The sequence below is a fragment of the Neobacillus niacini genome, assembly GCF_030817595.1.
Classification (GTDB): Bacteria; Bacillota; Bacilli; order Bacillales; family Cytobacillaceae; genus Neobacillus; species Neobacillus niacini_G.
The window spans coordinates 3,709,935-3,725,960 of the sequence record NZ_JAUSZN010000001.1 but is presented as its reverse complement, the minus strand read 5'-3'; the positions used below and the strand labels follow the sequence as shown (position 1 = coordinate 3,725,960).

Genomic DNA, 16,026 nt, shown 5'->3' with positions numbered 1-16,026 from the left:
GTAAACGTTTTCAAAGAGAAGGGGGGATTCACTTGGATTATATTAAAAAGGTGTTTAAAGTTATCGACTCTATTTTCGAAAAATTCACTTTACTATTTTTAGTAGCACTTATTTTTGTCGTAACAACACAGGTTATGACTCGGAAATTATTTAATTTTGTATTCTTTTGGTCCGAAGAAATTACATTGTTACTGCTTGCCTGGTTTGCCTTTATGGCGATTGCGATAGGGTTTCGGGAATATATTCATTTAGGTATTGATTCCTTTACCAACCTATTTCCTAAATCTTTTAATAAAGTACTAGATAAAATCATAAGTGCGTCAATTTTTGCGTTTGGTTTTTACCTAGTAGTCCAGGGGTGGGAATTTACATTGTTGACGTCGGAATCGACGCTACCAGCAACAAAACTTCCTAGTAGTATCACATATGTTGCGATGCCAATCACAGGTGTTATGATTTGCGGTTACTCGCTCCTGCAATTCTTTAATATTAACACAACCAGACATAAGGATTTGGAGGAGGGTTTGTAAAATGGACACGAACACAATCGGAATCATTATCTTACTTTCAAGCTTTGTTATTCTAGTTCTGCTTCGTTTTCCGATTGCTCTTACGCTTGTGGCATCGTCCTTGCTAACAGTAATCTATATGAAAATTCCGCTTCCCGTTATTGGCCAGCAAATGGTTCAAGGTATGAACTCCTTTTCCCTGCTAGCGATCCCATTCTTTATCCTGACAGGACAAATTATGAGTGAAGGTGGACTTGCCACAAGGATCGTAAATTTTGCAAGTTTACTAGTAGGACGAATACGCGGCGGACTTGCAATGGTTAATAGCGTAGCAGCATTGTTTTTTGGAAATATATCAGGGTCGGCCGTCGCAGACGTTTCATCTGTCGGTTCTGTCATGATTCCAATGATGAAAAAGAAAGGATACGAAGCTGATTATGCGGTGGGTGTGACCATTGCTTCTGCTATCCAAGGTGTTGTAGTACCACCGAGTCATAATCTCGTTCTCTACTCTTTAGCAGCGGGCGGCGTATCAATCGCAAGTCTTTTTATGGCAGGTATAGTCCCTGGATTCATTATGTTAATTTCGCTTATGATTACAGGCTATATTATAGCTAGAAAAAGAGGATATCAAAAAGCGGACCCAGTGCCCAAATCAGAAATTGGAGGAATTCTCCTTCACGGTCTTTTATCCCTAAGTCCTGCAGTCATCATACTAGGCGGAATCATGAGCGGCTGGTTTACCGCAACCGAGTCAGGTGCGTTAGCGTGCTTATATTCTTTTATTCTAGCATTTGTCGTTTATAGAGAAGCACCCATATCAAGTATTTGGAAAATACTCACAAGAACAATGAGAACGGTTTCGATGGTATTTTTCTTAATTGCAGCATCTGCATCCTTTGGCTGGATACTCGCTTATTTGCAAATTCCTGCTATGGTAACCGACCTGTTCCTAAGTATTTCTGATAATCCACTTATCATTTTATTGATTATCAATATTTTATTACTTTTACTTGGTGCGCCAATGGACATGGCACCAATGATTTTGATCATGACACCAATCCTGCTTCCGGTGGTAACGAGCTTTGGTATGGACCCTGTACATTTCGGTATAGTCCTAATTTTAAATGCGGGAATAGGATTACTGACACCGCCCGTTGGGACCGTTTTATTTGTCGGATGTGCGATAGGAAAGGTCTCGATTCAGCAAGGTACAAAAGCGATGATGCCATTCTTCTATGCTTTACTAGTTGTTCTGTTAATTATCACCTATATTCCAGAAGTTGTTCTGTGGCTGCCAAATTTGCTAGTCAAGTAGCCTTGGGTAAATGGTGAAGATTATATAAAAAATTAAAAGGGGTGTAGATTTTGATCAGTAAAAAGTTAACAGGTATTTTAGCCGCAACACTTTTAATGGGCTCAATCCTTGCTGCATGCGGTGGGAAAGAAACAACTAATACAAAGAGCGAAGGGAACAAGGAAGACGAAAAACCATCCTATACATTCCGCTTAGCTGACAATCAGCCGCCAGATTATCCGACAGTCCTTGGTGACAAAAAGTTCGCTGAATTAGTAGAGGAAAGAACAGAAGGACGTATCAAAATTGAAGTCTATCCATCTGCGCAATTAGGCGATGAAAAATCAGTACTTGAACAGGTTCAGCTTGGAGCGATTGAGTTTACACGAATCAATTCTAGTCCACTAGCTGAATTTAATAATCAGTTTACTCCGCTGGGACTTCCTTATGTATTTGAGAGTGAAGATCATCTTTGGAACTTCTTAAATGGAGACATGGGAACGAAGTTACTAGACGGACTTGAGCAATCTAAAATGAAAGGCTTAGCCTTTTACGATTCTGGTTCGCGTAGTTTTTACTCTACAAAACCTCTCGAAAATGTTGAGGATTTAAAAGGACAAAAGATTCGTGTACAACAAAGTAAAATCAATATTGATTTCATGAATGCCCTAGGTGCAAGTGCTACTCCAATGCCATATGGAGAAGTATTCAGTGCCCTTCAAACAGGAATCATTGACGGAGCAGAAAACAACCTGCCAAGTTTAGATTCATCTAACCATTATCAAGAAGCTAAAAACTTGATTCTTGATCATCACCAACGTATACCTGAAGTTCTTTTAATTAGTAAAGTAGCTTGGGATAAGCTTGATGCCGAAGATCAAAAAATCATTAAACAAGCAGCGCTTGATTCTGTGGAAACGCAAAGAGCAGAGTGGGATAAATATGAAGAACGTTCTGAAAAGAAATTAAAAGATGCAGGGGTAACCTTCACCGAAGTCAAAGATCTTAAACCTTGGACAGAAGCTGTAAAGTCTATGAATGCTGAATATGCAAAAGAATTCAAAGAAGTAATGGATGCGATTGAAGAAGCACGTCCATAAGCTTTAATAACAAAATGCCTAGCTGGTAAGTTTTACTATTTACCAGCTGGGTCTTTTCTATTTTGAATATAGCGAAGTATTAGATAGGAAGTGAAAAAATGCAACAGCATAGAGGAAAAATAGCAGAATTTATTAAAAAGTATATTCTCTTAAAGAATCAATCATTAATGATGAAGCTTTGCATTTTTTCTAGCTTTCTTGTTATATTGCCCGTTCTTTCAGTGGGGATTATCTCGTATAATCGATCTTCAGCTGAATTGGAAAACGAGCTCCGGCAATATAGCGGTCAAGTAATTGGTCAGGTAGAATCTCATATTGAATATTACCTACAAGAATTTGAGATTACCAGTTTAAAAATGATTAACTCTCCGGAATTATCCAGCCTATTTAAACATGAAAAAAGTGATCTAATTGTAGAAGCAGCCAGGGACACACTTAAGTATTCTGCGTATTCTCGAGCAGATATTTCTAACATTACGGTTTTAGTAGATGACGATATTGTCATCGATACCCTTGGGATAAATAATTTTTATCCTTCTACGAAAATAAAAGAAGAATATTGGTATTCATCCGTTCCTATGAACGGAATGACTATGTTGGTAACGAGAACGCTAAAGCTAAGAAATAAAGAGCAGCCGGTTATTTCTCTTGTTAGGAGATTATACAACCCTGATACTCTTAGGCCAGTGGGAATGCTCGTTATTGATATTAATTTTAGAAGAATTGAGGAAATCTCCAACAAAGTAACGATTAGTAAAAACGGTTATTTTTTTATATTGGATGCAAAAGGGCATTACGTCTATCATCCTGATTATTCGAAGCTTGGAAAAAAAGTAGAATTTAGCCAGCTCGCTCAACTTCAAAATAACGAAAGCAGAACACAAATTTTACAGAACAAGAGGAAGGATTTTGTTACTTATACTTATTCCTCAAATATAGGCTGGAGTTTTTTTACCGCCGTACCCTATAAAGATTTAACGGGTGGAATTATTCAAATTGGAAGAACCATTGTTTTGACAATTATCATCTCGTTAATTATTGCCTACACGATAGGATTTGGATTTGCAACAAGTTTAATCCGCCCGATTCGGCGCCTGAAGAGGTTTATGAAGGAAGTAGAAATTGGAAACCTTAGCGGTCGAGTCCCAGTGGAATCAAACGATGAAATTGGACAGTTATCTGCAGGATTCAATCATACTGTCGAAAAGCTATCAGATTTACTTGAAGAAGTATACGTCTCCAAATTGAAAGAAACAGAAATGTCCCTGAAACAGAAAGAGATTGAAATAAAAATGCTTCAGTCTCAAATGAACCCTCATTTTTTATATAACTCTCTTGAAACCATTAGAGGGATGGCATTAGAAGAAGGTCAGGAAAATATTGCAATCATGTCGTTTTCCCTGGCAAAGCTGCTTCGGTATAATCTTAAAAATGATTCCTCCATCGTTAGTCTAGGAGAAGAAATAAGGTTTTGCAAGACATATCTTCAGATTCAGAAGTTTCGATTTGAAGACCGATTTGAGTATGAGTTGGATATTCCTGAATGGGCAATGGAGCTTCAGGTAGTAAAGTTTTCACTTCAACCAATAGTTGAAAATTGCTTTGTTCATGCCTACGGTCGAAGCTGTCAAAAATTAAAAATTACCATATCAGTTGTTCCCCATTCGGAGTTTTCATTTACGATTCGAGTAGAAGATACAGGCTCAGGCATTCCAAATCACATTTTAGACGAACTTACTAGAAAGCTTGAAGAGAAAACGACAAACTCAGATGGGAAACATATCGGCTTATTAAATGTCCAACAAAGGATTCATTATGTGTTTGGCGCGGATTATGGCCTTAGTGTTAGAAGTGAGTTAGGGACCGGCACGGTGGTCGAGATGGAACTGCCAATGAGGGAATATACAGAGGAAAGGGAGATTGGATGAAAAAGATCTTGTTAGTTGACGATGAGAGATGGGTACGTACCGCTCTTAAGTGGACGATAAATAAATTAAATCTTCCCTTGCAGGTGGTCCATGAATGCCAAAATGGATTAGAAGCGTTAGATTGGATAAAGATGAATGAAGTTGACTTAATCTTAACGGATATCCGAATGCCGGTGATGGACGGTCTTGCATTGGTTAAGGAACTTAGTACTTTAAACGGGACGTATGAAGTGATTGTGATCTCTGTCCATGATGAGTTTCAGTTTGTTCAGCAGGCAATGAGGAGTGGTGTCACGGATTATCTGCTTAAACCCATCGAGGAAAATGAGATAAGAAATTGTCTGGAAAAATGGCTAAATAAAAAAAATAACAAAGATAATACGAGTAAGCAAATGTTGGCTGATAAAGAAAATCTACCTTTATCAACGATCGATCGAATCTTGGATTATATAGAAAAAACACCTTTAGATCAAATCACTTTAAAAGAAGCAGCAGAGAGTATTCATATCAACCCCAGTTATCTCAGTCAATTGTTCAAACAACAGCTAAATAAAAAGTTCGTTGATTATATTACGGAACTGCGAATTGAAGAAAGTAAGCGATTATTGCAAAATACAACCTTAAGAATGTCCGAGATTGCCGAAAGAGTGGGATATTCTGATTTAGCTTACTTTAGTAACAATTTTAAGAAAATAGTAGGAAGTTCTCCGTCAGAGTATCGGAATATCACCAGCAAAAACAGCGATGGTCATTTAATTAAAAGATAAGGCAGAGTCGGAAATAATATTTTCTGATTCTTTTTTTATAAGAAGGAAGAAAGTCATAGGTATTTTTGACTAAAAGTTTCGAATATTAAAATATCACAAAAATAACTAAAAAAACTCGCTATTTGGATGGCTGCTTTGAATTATATCATTATACATAGATACGCTATCTTAGATTTTGTAAACGCATTCAATGTATAAAAGGGGAGGAAGAAAAATGGCTTTACTATCAAAGCAGATTAGAAAATCTTCAAAGCTAAGAAAGAAACTTCTCGCAACTGCACTTACTCTATCATTAGTTGCACCAGTTATTGGACCGCAGGTAGGATTTGCGGATGACCAAGGGTACACAGGTGAAGAAGGGGAAGCAACTCCGTATGTTGGCCGAGGTGCAATAACAACTTTTAAAGTTGCAAAAGCTGAGGGCCAGCCAGAAATTGAAGTAGCAACTCAAGATAGAATTCTTGAAATCAGTGGCAAATATTTTAGAGATGCAAATGGCAATAGAAGCTTAGATGGTTATGAAGACTGGAGAAAGCCAGTTTCAGAGCGTGTAGCGGATTTGATTAGCAAAATGACTCTTGAACAAAAAGCTGGATTGATGTACATAAATACTCATACTCCAGCAGCAGATCCAGCAGATGGGAAATTTGTAACCGAGGCTAATGCCAATATTGTTATTAACAAGAAATTACGCCACGTTATTTACCGTCTATCTCAAAACCTAGGCGATGTTGCCAATTATAATAACCAAATGCAGCAATTAGCAGAGGGGCTAGAGCTAGGGATTCCGGTGGTTATTACTTCGAATCCGAGAAACTCTGCCTCAACGGATTATACAAATATTACGAACACACAAGACCAACATACTTTCTGGCCTGGTACATTAGGTTTAGCAGCAGCAGGAGATGTAGAAGCTGTTGGTGAATTTGCGGAAATTGCCCGCCAAGAATGGAGAGCTGCCGGTATTCGTAAAGTTTACGGATATATGGCCGACGTTGCAACAGACCCGCTATGGGCTAGAATTGAGGAGACATTTGGCGAAGATCCAAAAGTAGTTGGCGACATGAATTATAAAATCGTCAGAGGGTTCCAAACTGAAAAACTGGGTACAGACAGTGTAGCTATCACAGTTAAACACTTCCCTGGCGGTGGAGCTCGTGATGATGGACAAGATCCTCACTTTGCAAACGGAAGCTTTAATATTTATCCTACGGAAGGAAGTTTGGAGAAGTATCATATTCCTCCTTTCCAGAAAGCAATTGAAGCTGGTGTAGCATCGGTAATGCCTTATTACGCTTATCCAAGTAATGCTAGTGCTGATCAAGGGTTAGAACCATATAGTGAAACTGAGCAATTTGAAGAAGTTGGTATGACTCTAAATAAAGGAATCATCGATTACTTGCGTGAAGGTCTTGGTTTCAAAGGATATATTAACTCTGACTCTGGTGCTGTAGCTGGCAGTGCATGGGGTTACCTAGTAGATGAAGATGGAAATCCAATTCCAAATGTACAAAAAGTGGCCAAAGCATTAAATGCAGGAACCAATATTATTTCAGGTGGGTCAACACCAGAGCTAGTAATTCAGGCTGTTAACGAAGGTTTAGTAGATATATCAAAAGTTAACGAATCCATTACTTATACATTATCAGAAATGATGACATTAGGTTTATTTGAAGACCCATATGTAAATCCTGCAGAAGCTATTGCTGCTGCAAACAATGAAGAACACAGAGCATTAGCTTATGAAGCGCATCAAAAGTCAGTCGTTTTAATGCGTAATGATAAAACCAAAGGTGAAAAACTATTACCGTTAACAGAAGAAAAGTTAGAAAATGTTAAGCTTTATGTTGAAGGATTTATTGGGGTTGCTCCAGGAAGAAATAATCCAAATCCTCAAAAAACTATTAATGAAGAATCAGCAAAACAAACTGCTGCATTTAATGCAGACTTAAAGAAAATGCTCAAAGAAGAATTCCCTAACATTACGTTAGTAGATAGTGTTGATCAAGCAACTCATGCATATTTATATATTAAACCAACTCAATCTAACTGGGATAATAACCCACGTATTGATGTTAATGAAACAACAGGTATTCTTGAATTAGATCGAATCATTGAAATTCAAAAAGCTATTCCAACCATTACTGCGGTAAACTTTACGAACCAATGGCTAATAAACAAGCTTGAACCAAATGCTGCAGCATTAATCGGTACTTTTGGTACGCTTCAAGAGGCGGTATTCGATGTAATCACTGGAGAATTCAATCCTGTTGGTAAGCTTCCATTCGCTATTCCAGCCAGTGCGGAGGCAGTAGAAAGAGAAGTCGGGGATGTTCCAAGCTTTGCTCAAGAAGAATATAAACATTTCACTTATAAGAATAAAAGTGGTGACAAGTACGAATACGGTTTTGGTCTTTCTTACAACAAGGGGAATGTACCAGCTCATGCTAATGAAACAGGAAAGCCTGACCATGCAGATGAAACAGGAGTACCGGCTCATGCAAAAAAATAAGAACTAGGTTGATATAAGAAAGAGATGCTCATTGGTAGTGAGCATCTCTTTTTATATCATTTTTTCGAAATTAACGCGCTTGTTAATGAAATAAATAACCGGCATGCCTACAGCCATCACAACAAACTCTCCAATTGCCACTGTTAACCAAGTAAATAAGAATGGCAATTCGAATGCTAGGTTTAATTCCCAAGCAATCAAGAACATAGTAAAGGTAAAGACAACGGTATTTACAATCATACGGGCCCAAATTCCTTTAATGAAACGTGCGGATACAATTGTAATCGATAAGGCTAATAATGATTGACCGACACCAAAAACGAGGTCATAGGCGACTATCGGGGAAAAGAAAAGATTGCTCAAAAATACCCCAACGATGATTCCGAATATATATTTCTTATTGAAAACAACAAGATGATTAAACATTTCTGAAATACGGAATTGAATATTTGTAAAACCGAAGGGAGCGATTAAGCCTGATACAGCAATATATAAAGCCGCTAATATTGCGTTTAAGACAAGTGTTTTTATTTTCATATTTAGTTATCTCCTTAGTTTTTTTTACGTGGGAGGTTCTCGAACCACGTTTTATTGACAAATTAATATAGTAGTATAAATGTATTTACTAGTCAATTTAAAGTTTGAGATAATCTTTCAGCAAGGTATATTCTATACGTATATATTGGATAATATTTCCCTTATTGTGCAATCTAATAATTAAAAAAGAGTGTTCAATTATAGAAAATAAAAAGATAGATTAATGCTTCAGGATATCCCCTTTTATGACTTCGTGCTATTATATTTCTTGTGAATCATTTACTATGGTTGAATAATATTCAGAATATTAATAAAATAGAAGGAGAGGGGGATCTAGTTGGAACCGATTATTGCTTTAGAAAATGTATCATTTTCATATAAAATCAATGAGACCCATGAAGTGTCTGTTCTTAAGGATGTCTCTTTTTCCATTTTTCCAGGTGAATATGTGGCCATTATTGGTCATAATGGTTCAGGAAAATCCACATTATCTAAGCATTTAAATGGGCTCTTACCACCTGGCTCAGGCGATGTTTGGGTCCGTGGTCACAATACGAAGGACGCCAGTAAAAAGCTGGATATCCGCAAAGCGGTTGGAATGGTTTTTCAGCATCCTGATAATCAAATTGTTGCGACGATTGTCGAAGAGGACGTAGCATTTGGGTTAGAAAATATTGGCGTCCCGAGGGAAGAAATGAAGCAAAGAATTGATGAGGCTTTAGAAGTCGTCAAAATGTCTGAGTTTCGTAAAAGGCCGCCGCACCATTTATCAGGAGGACAAAAACAGAGAGTGGCGATTGCTGGAGTGCTTGCCATGCAGCCGGACTGTATCGTATTCGATGAGTCCACCAGTATGCTGGATACATTTGGAAGAAACGAAGTCCTTCAGGTCATGAGAAAAATGAATAAAATGGGAATGACGATTATAACCGTTACCCATCGTATGTCAGAAGCAGCGGAAGCAGACCGAATTATAGTCGTAGAAGACGGGAAGATTGTTATGGATGGAAAACCTCGTGATATTTTTAAGCACAAAGAGGTTCTAATGGAACTGCAATTAGATATTCCAGCAGTTAGTCAAATAGCTGAAATGGTCCACAATCAAATTCCGAATTTTTCCAAAGAACTCATCCAAGAGGAAGAACTAATTAACGAAGTAAAGAGAGTTTCAAAAGCAAGGAGCGGGGAAGTGGTTTAATGCGTGGAAAACCTATCATCGAAATAGAAAACTTATTTCATACATATATGAAAGGCACCCCAATGGAGCATGTGGCCTTAAAAGGGACAAACATGGTCGTAAACGAGGGGGAATGTATTGCCATTATTGGGCACACTGGCTCAGGGAAATCAACCCTCATCCAGCATTTTAATGGGCTAATTCGGCCAGATTCGGGGAAAGTCATCATCGATGGAATAGATTTATCGAAAAAACGAATTGATATTAAAGCATTGAGGAGAAATGTCGGATTGGTTTTTCAAAACCCGGAGGATCAAATCTTTGAAAAATTAATTGGTGATGACATCTCTTATGGTCCTTTTAAACTGGGATTACCTATCAAGGAAGTCAGGGAACGGGTTAAATGGGCAATGAACATGGTCGGCTTAAACTTTGAGGAAATGAAGGATCGCCAGACGTTTGCCTTAAGCGGCGGGCAGAAGCGTAAGGTTGCACTTGCTGGTATCCTGGCGTTAAAGCCCAAAATATTAGTTCTTGATGAACCCACTGCGGGGCTTGATCCAAGATCTCGGAATGAGTTGTTGGATAAGATTAAATCGTTAAATAAAATTGAAAACTTAACCGTTATCTTCGTATCACACAATATGGAAGAAGTTGCTTATTTAGCGGATAGAGTTTATGTAATGGCAAATGGCAAGGACGTTTTATCAGGTACTCCAGTAGATATTTTTACTGACAAGGAAAAATTGCAGCGTTACCAAATTGGAACACCGGAAACCGTGCAGGCGCTGTACCGGCTCAAAGACCTTGGATACAATGTAGATACTTCTGCTTTTACGGTTTCGGAGGCAGCTGACGAAATCATAAAGGTTCTTACCGATGGAGAGGTGAAGAATCATGGCAAGTGAATTTGAACTGTCTAGGAATATTACCATTGGTCAGTATGTACCGACTGGGTCGTTTATTCATCGGCTGGACCCAAGAATAAAACTGCTGGTGTTCACTATTCTTGTTTTAGCCATAGCCCTCAATACTAGTTATGTAGGAAATGCGCTGGGTCTGCTATTATCTATTTATTTATTCTGGGCATCTAAAATACCTGTCAGTTATGGGTTATCGGGTATAAAACCTGCTATTCCCTTTATTATTATTTTGGCTGTGTTGCAACTAATCTTCCAAGGCAATGTTTTTTCTGGAGGAACTGTATTCTTTGAATATGGTTTTATCTTGATTACCAGTGAGAGTATTCGACTCGTAATTGTTTCGGCCGTGCGGTTTGTGGAAATCATTTTATTAAGCAGCGTCTTAACGCTATCCACATCAACAACAGAATTAACCCATGCCATCCAAAGTCTTTTAAGTCCTTTAAAAAAAATAAAATTTCCTGTCCATGAACTTTCCTTGATTATTACCATCGCGATTCGCTTTGTGCCAACCTTTGCGATTGAAATGGAGAAAATGATGAAGGCGCAAGCTTCAAGAGGGGCAGATTTTGGGTCGGGAGAATGGTGGAGAATCATTCAGAGGACGAAGGATATGCTTCCCATTATTATCCCATTATTTAATATTGCGTTATCTAGAGCAGAAGATCTCATCTTAGCCATGGAATCTCGCTGCTATACTCCTGGAAATGAGAGAAGTGCCTATTCGGTTTATAAGGCACTCGAGCGTGATTATTTAGTGTTAATTATTGGGTTATTATTATCATTACTATTACTTTTTTATCCGTTTCCATTTTAGATAAAAAATAAAGGGGGAGATATAGAATGAAAGGTACATTAACGGTTCGAAACATAGTTATTGCTGGTGTGCTTGGTGCAGTTGCGATACTTTTAGGTGTAACTCGATTAGGATATATTCCCGTCCCTACAGCAGCTGGGAATGCAACCATCATGCATATTCCTGCGATAATTGGCGGGATTATGCAGGGACCGATTGTAGGTGCGATTGTCGGAATTATTTTTGGTGTTTCCTCTTTCTTAAATGCTACCGTTCCACTATTCAAAGATCCATTAGTGGCAATCCTGCCTAGACTTTTTATTGGAGTTGTCGCATGGGTTGTATATGTAGGAATACGTAGAAAAAGTGAGTATCTTGCTATTGGCACTGCAGCGTTCCTAGGAACCTTGACCAATACGGTTCTAGTTTTAACAATGGCAGTAGTTAGAGGTTACATGGGCGCTGAAGTAGCGTGGACAGTTGCTATAACAAGTGGTATTCCAGAAGCAATTGTTGGTACAATAGTTACACTAGCAGTAGTTTTATCATGGAAGCAAATTGGTAAAGGGAAAAAATCTAGGATTTCAGAAGATTAATCTTATCATAAGAATTTAACCCATTGAGGCTTAGGCACCAATGGGTTTCTTGATAAATAGGGGAGTTGAGCGATGTGAAGCTTATTGATTTTGAACAAGCCATTGACAATCGGATTCTTAAGCGTGGACTTGATTATTTTGACCAGGGACATGTCGTAAGTCTTGAAACCAAGGATAAAAAGAAATATAAGGCTAGGGTAGATGGATCAGAAGTTTATAGAGTAGAGATATCATTAAATCTAAACGATGAAATAGAAGAATCATATTGTGATTGCCCCTATGACTTAGGGGAGTTTTGCAAACATGAGGCAGCAGTTCTATTTGCATTGAAAAATATGAAGACTTTCGGGGAACCTGCTGTAGTGGTAGAAAATGATTTAAAACAGGTTTTAGCAGAACAAAACAAGGATGAATTGGTTCGTATTTTACTTGAAATTTCTGATGATTATCCTGATATAGAAAAACGCTTGCTTTTTAAGTTTGCAAACAATGAAGATGAAATTACTGCTAGTAAGAAACTCATCAGAGAATATATCAATAATGCAAAACGTAATGGGTTTATTGATTGGCGACATGTTGATTCTGCACTGCAAGGGGCAGAGATGACGCTAAAAAAAGCCCAGGAAAAGATAGAAATGGGTGATAGTAAGACAGCTGTTTTACTAGCACTAGAAGTGTTATCTCCCGTTGTAAAGATGATCCAATTTTGCGATGACTCCAATGGCGGGGTTAGTTTTATTATGAATCGGGCTATTTCTACTATTGAACAAGCGGTAACGACCAATTTGGAGCATTTAGATGAAAAAGAGCAAAAGAAGCTTTTTGAGGTAATTTTAAAAGAAGCTTTGAAAAAACAATTTGATGGCTGGAGTGATTGGCGCTTTGGGCTATTAAATGTTTGTGCCATTTTCTCTCATAAGAAGGATTTACGGAAAAAGCTAGAAAAGCAGCTGGAGATGTTAGAACAAAAAGCAGGTAATTCATGGGGTGAGGAGTATGAAAAGAAACAGGTAAAGCTTCTCCAATTTGAAATAATAGAAAAATGTGATGGAACGTCAGCAGCAGAAAAGTTTATTTATAAGAATATTAAAATAAGCGATTTTCGTGAAAAAGCAATTACAAGAGCATTGGAAAATAGTGATTATGAGAAAGTTCTCGAGCTTTGTATTTCGGGGGAAGAAGTAGACAAAAGTTATCGCGGGCTGGTGCATCAGTGGAGGGAGTATCGTTACCTGGCCTATGAAGGACTTGGTGATGTGAAAAATCAACGGAAATTGGCCTATGAGTTTCTTTTTAATAATAAATACTCTTATTATATGAAATTAAAAGAGTTATATGAACAAGATGAATGGCCAGAAGTTTTAGGCCGATTAATTGAAGCTTTTGAAAAAGAGCAATACCAATCAACTGTCTATATTGAAATCCTGAAAGAAGAAAAACTAACGCAACAAATAATAGAATATTGTAAAAAGCATAAATCATTAATAATGGATTTGTATCCATACCTAATGGAGAGTCATTTTGAAGAAGCGAATGATCTGTTTATTAATTATATTGAACTTTCTGCTGAGGGAACATCGGACAGACGAGGTTACAGAAATGTTTGTAAGCTAATAAAAACCTACAAAAAAGCCTTTGGTACCATTCATTCACACAAATTAATTGGAGAGTTGAAACAAAGATATCAAAAACGTCCTGCCTTTATAGATGAATTAGGGAAAATTAGACAATAGATGAGGGATAGTATGTTACATCATGTGGAGATATATGTTTCAAATCTTGAAAAAAGTGTTGATTTTTGGGGTTGGCTGCTAACTGAATTAGGGTACGAACAGTATCAAAAATGGGAATTAGGGGTTAGCTGGAAGTATCAAGAGACCTATCTTGTATTTGTTCAGGCTGAAGAGAGGTTTTTGGATGTTCCTTATCACCGTTGCCGAGTAGGATTAAATCATCTTGCCTTTCATGCAACGTCTAGGGAACAGGTTGATGAAATAACGGAGATACTAATAAAGAAACAAATCCCCATCCTATACAGGGAGAAGCACCCATATGCTGGAGGTCAAGAATACTATGCGGTATTTTTTGAGGATCCGGATCGAATAAAAGTAGAACTAGTCGCACCTAGCGTGAAATAAGGTATTTTTTTAAAATGTGATTTAAATCACGAAAAGACATCACTTTTATCTTTATAATCAAACATAAGTAAAAGGGGTGTATGACATGGAATATAAATTTAAATCTCTTTATAGTGAGATCGGCGGACAGGAAACGATAGATAAGCTCGTTGCTGCATTTTATCCAAAAGTTTATGCAGATCCTGAATTAAGACCGCTGTTTGAAGGGGACATGGAGGAAATAATGAGGAAGCAACGAATGTTTCTTCCACAATTCTTAGGTGGCCCTGCTCTTTACAGTCAGGAATTTGGACCACCGGCGATGAGAGAGCGTCATCTGCCTTTTGAAGTTACACCAAGGAGAGCGCAGTGCTGGCTTCGCTGTATGAAGGAAGCCTTTCAAGAAATTGGACTTTATGATAAACCAGCGGGACTTGCTTTTTATGATCGGTTAACACAAGTTGCTGGGATTATGGTTAATAGTCCGGATAGAGAGTAAAGGATTAAAAGGTTGGCATGTAATACGGTTCATTATTTTGCACCAAAATGATGTACTAAACTCACTCACTCTCTATGAGTAAAGAGGTCTTGTCCATAATCGTGTATCCAGCAAAAGTAAAATAAGCGGAGACTTTCCGGTTAATTGAAGAATGGAGCTCGTTTCGGGGTAAATAAGCGGAGGTTTTCCGCTTAATCAAAGCAAAATCCCCCCACTTTCAAATTTTTCTGGCCAATAGGCGGAATTTCTCCGTCTATTTAGCTTTTTTTAATACAAATTACGAATTAAGCGGAATTTCTCCGCCTATTAATCACTCAGGTGCTTAACCTGATCCCCCAACCGAGAAACTTTGATAAATAGACAAAAAGACGCATGCCAAATCATACGTCATACCTTTGTCTTTTAATAAGAATGCACCCGAAAAAGGAACCCTTTTTAAAAACTTGGGCAACCTTATTTTGCAAATAATAACCCACTAACCTCTTAGGAAGCCTCCCTCAGAATTCAATACCTGCCCCGTAATCCACTCAGCTTCTTCACTAGCAAGGAAGGCAACGAGGCGTGCAGCATCTTCAGGCATTCCAATACGACCTAACGGAAACTTTGGCAAAATCCAATGCCTTATCTCTTCGTCCATCCATCCAGTATCCGTCGGACCTGGGTTTACTGCATTAACTGTAATACCAAGAGGTGCCACTTCTGCGGATAAGGAAATGGTAAACGCCGAAATAGCCCCCTTGGTTGCAGCATAAGCTAATTCACCAGGCATTGGCCCAAGTGCTTGACCGGATGTCAGGTTAATAATTCTGCCCCCACGCATGGAGGATTGTCTAAACCGACGAGCAAATTCTACAGATAATAGGAAAGTAGCTCTCATATTTACTGCATAATGGTCATCTAGTGTTTTTGCGTCTAAATTCATATATCCATCACTTGTAGAATGAGCTGCATTATTAACTAGAATAGCAGGCAACCCCAATTCAGCAGTGACGATCTCCAGCACATTAAATGGTGCACCCGGATTAGCCAAATCTACTTCTAAGTTTCCACATCGAACACCATACTCACGAAGACTGTCTTCAAATTTTTTTACCCAATCGATATTGGTACCCCAATGGGTAAAGAAAATATCTGCACCTTCTGAAGCTAATTTTGTACATATAGCGGCTCCAATTCCATTTTCATGACTGACACCAGTAATTAATGCAACACTGCCTTTTAAATGATAAATAACATAACCCCCCAAAAATGATTAGTACTAAAAAGCA

Annotated in this window: 15 protein-coding genes and 1 riboswitch; of the genes, 13 read left to right on the top strand and 2 right to left on the bottom strand. The window is 38.1% G+C overall.

Annotated elements, in window-relative coordinates:
* Positions 1–32 precede the first annotated feature (32 nt).
* The 6 genes from QFZ31_RS17675 (at position 33) to QFZ31_RS17650 (ending at position 8,113) form a co-directional block, all read left to right on the top strand.
* Positions 33–530: a TRAP transporter small permease gene (locus tag QFZ31_RS17675; protein WP_307305170.1), complete on the top strand. Its 498-nt coding sequence runs from the start codon at positions 33–35 to the stop codon at positions 528–530.
* Between the two features lies 1 nt (position 531).
* The gene (locus QFZ31_RS17670) at positions 532–1,827 is read left to right on the top strand and encodes a TRAP transporter large permease (RefSeq protein ID WP_307305167.1); all 1,296 of its coding nucleotides are present in this window, start codon (positions 532–534) and stop codon (positions 1,825–1,827) included.
* 50 nt (positions 1,828–1,877) lie between these two features.
* Positions 1,878–2,906 (top strand): TRAP transporter substrate-binding protein, encoded by a 1,029-nt coding sequence (locus QFZ31_RS17665; RefSeq protein ID WP_307305164.1) that lies wholly within the window; start codon positions 1,878–1,880, stop codon positions 2,904–2,906.
* A gap of 98 nt (positions 2,907–3,004) precedes the next feature.
* The gene (locus QFZ31_RS17660; protein ID WP_307305161.1) at positions 3,005–4,834 is read left to right on the top strand and encodes a sensor histidine kinase; all 1,830 of its coding nucleotides are present in this window, start codon (positions 3,005–3,007) and stop codon (positions 4,832–4,834) included.
* Entirely contained in the window at positions 4,831–5,601 is a 771-nt protein-coding gene (locus tag QFZ31_RS17655) for a response regulator (protein WP_307305158.1), read from the top strand. The genes QFZ31_RS17660 and QFZ31_RS17655 overlap by 4 nt, the downstream gene beginning before the upstream one ends.
* A 214-nt stretch (positions 5,602–5,815) precedes the next feature.
* A complete protein-coding gene (locus QFZ31_RS17650) occupies positions 5,816–8,113 on the top strand; it encodes a glycoside hydrolase family 3 protein (RefSeq protein ID WP_307305155.1) in 2,298 nt (765 codons plus the stop codon).
* Positions 8,114–8,164: 51 nt separating this feature from the next.
* Here QFZ31_RS17650 and QFZ31_RS17645 read toward each other — a convergent pair whose 3' ends face one another.
* On the bottom strand, positions 8,165–8,650 hold the full coding sequence (locus QFZ31_RS17645; RefSeq protein ID WP_307305151.1) for a QueT transporter family protein: 486 nt from the start codon (positions 8,648–8,650) through the stop codon (positions 8,165–8,167).
* Positions 8,651–8,658: 8 nt separating this feature from the next.
* Positions 8,659–8,704: riboswitch (PreQ1 riboswitch) on the bottom strand.
* 283 nt (positions 8,705–8,987) lie between these two features.
* On the opposite strand from QFZ31_RS17645, the gene QFZ31_RS17640 reads away from it, so the two are divergent.
* The 7 genes from QFZ31_RS17640 (at position 8,988) to QFZ31_RS17610 (ending at position 14,758) form a co-directional block, all read left to right on the top strand.
* Positions 8,988–9,848, top strand: coding sequence for an energy-coupling factor transporter ATPase (locus tag QFZ31_RS17640; RefSeq protein WP_307305148.1), 861 nt, complete (start codon positions 8,988–8,990; stop codon positions 9,846–9,848).
* Positions 9,848–10,735 (top strand): energy-coupling factor transporter ATPase, encoded by an 888-nt coding sequence (locus QFZ31_RS17635; RefSeq protein ID WP_307305147.1) that lies wholly within the window; start codon positions 9,848–9,850, stop codon positions 10,733–10,735. Before QFZ31_RS17640 ends, QFZ31_RS17635 begins: the two co-directional genes overlap by 1 nt.
* Positions 10,725–11,567, top strand: a complete 843-nt coding sequence (locus QFZ31_RS17630; protein WP_307305145.1) for an energy-coupling factor transporter transmembrane component T family protein — start codon at positions 10,725–10,727, stop codon at positions 11,565–11,567. The genes QFZ31_RS17635 and QFZ31_RS17630 overlap by 11 nt, the downstream gene beginning before the upstream one ends.
* A 26-nt stretch (positions 11,568–11,593) precedes the next feature.
* Entirely contained in the window at positions 11,594–12,142 is a 549-nt protein-coding gene (locus tag QFZ31_RS17625; RefSeq protein WP_307305141.1) for an ECF transporter S component, read from the top strand.
* 74 nt (positions 12,143–12,216) lie between these two features.
* Positions 12,217–13,875 (top strand): SWIM zinc finger family protein, encoded by a 1,659-nt coding sequence (locus QFZ31_RS17620; RefSeq protein WP_307305138.1) that lies wholly within the window; start codon positions 12,217–12,219, stop codon positions 13,873–13,875.
* Between the two features lie 12 nt (positions 13,876–13,887).
* Entirely contained in the window at positions 13,888–14,280 is a 393-nt protein-coding gene (locus tag QFZ31_RS17615) for a VOC family protein (RefSeq protein ID WP_373459861.1), read from the top strand.
* An 85-nt stretch (positions 14,281–14,365) separates the two neighbouring features.
* Entirely contained in the window at positions 14,366–14,758 is a 393-nt protein-coding gene (locus QFZ31_RS17610; RefSeq protein ID WP_307305133.1) for a globin, read from the top strand.
* A 475-nt stretch (positions 14,759–15,233) separates the two neighbouring features.
* Here the strand turns inward: QFZ31_RS17610 and QFZ31_RS17605 are convergent, their stop codons facing one another.
* Positions 15,234–15,989 carry an SDR family oxidoreductase gene (locus QFZ31_RS17605; RefSeq protein WP_307311636.1) on the bottom strand — a complete coding sequence of 252 codons (756 nt, stop codon included), beginning with the start codon at positions 15,987–15,989 and terminating at the stop codon, positions 15,234–15,236.
* Positions 15,990–16,026 lie beyond the last annotated feature (37 nt).

Coding starts and splice junctions, on each gene's coding strand:
- QFZ31_RS17645 (WP_307305151.1), bottom strand. CDS start 8,650: ATGAAAATAAAAACACTTGTCTTAAACGCAATATTAGCGGCTTTATAT.
- QFZ31_RS17635 (WP_307305147.1), top strand. CDS start 9,848: ATGCGTGGAAAACCTATCATCGAAATAGAAAACTTATTTCATACATAT.
- QFZ31_RS17660 (WP_307305161.1), top strand. CDS start 3,005: ATGCAACAGCATAGAGGAAAAATAGCAGAATTTATTAAAAAGTATATT.
- QFZ31_RS17670 (WP_307305167.1), top strand. CDS start 532: ATGGACACGAACACAATCGGAATCATTATCTTACTTTCAAGCTTTGTT.
- QFZ31_RS17625 (WP_307305141.1), top strand. CDS start 11,594: ATGAAAGGTACATTAACGGTTCGAAACATAGTTATTGCTGGTGTGCTT.
- QFZ31_RS17630 (WP_307305145.1), top strand. CDS start 10,725: ATGGCAAGTGAATTTGAACTGTCTAGGAATATTACCATTGGTCAGTAT.
- QFZ31_RS17655 (WP_307305158.1), top strand. CDS start 4,831: ATGAAAAAGATCTTGTTAGTTGACGATGAGAGATGGGTACGTACCGCT.
- QFZ31_RS17650 (WP_307305155.1), top strand. CDS start 5,816: ATGGCTTTACTATCAAAGCAGATTAGAAAATCTTCAAAGCTAAGAAAG.
- QFZ31_RS17615 (WP_373459861.1), top strand. CDS start 13,888: ATGTTACATCATGTGGAGATATATGTTTCAAATCTTGAAAAAAGTGTT.
- QFZ31_RS17610 (WP_307305133.1), top strand. CDS start 14,366: ATGGAATATAAATTTAAATCTCTTTATAGTGAGATCGGCGGACAGGAA.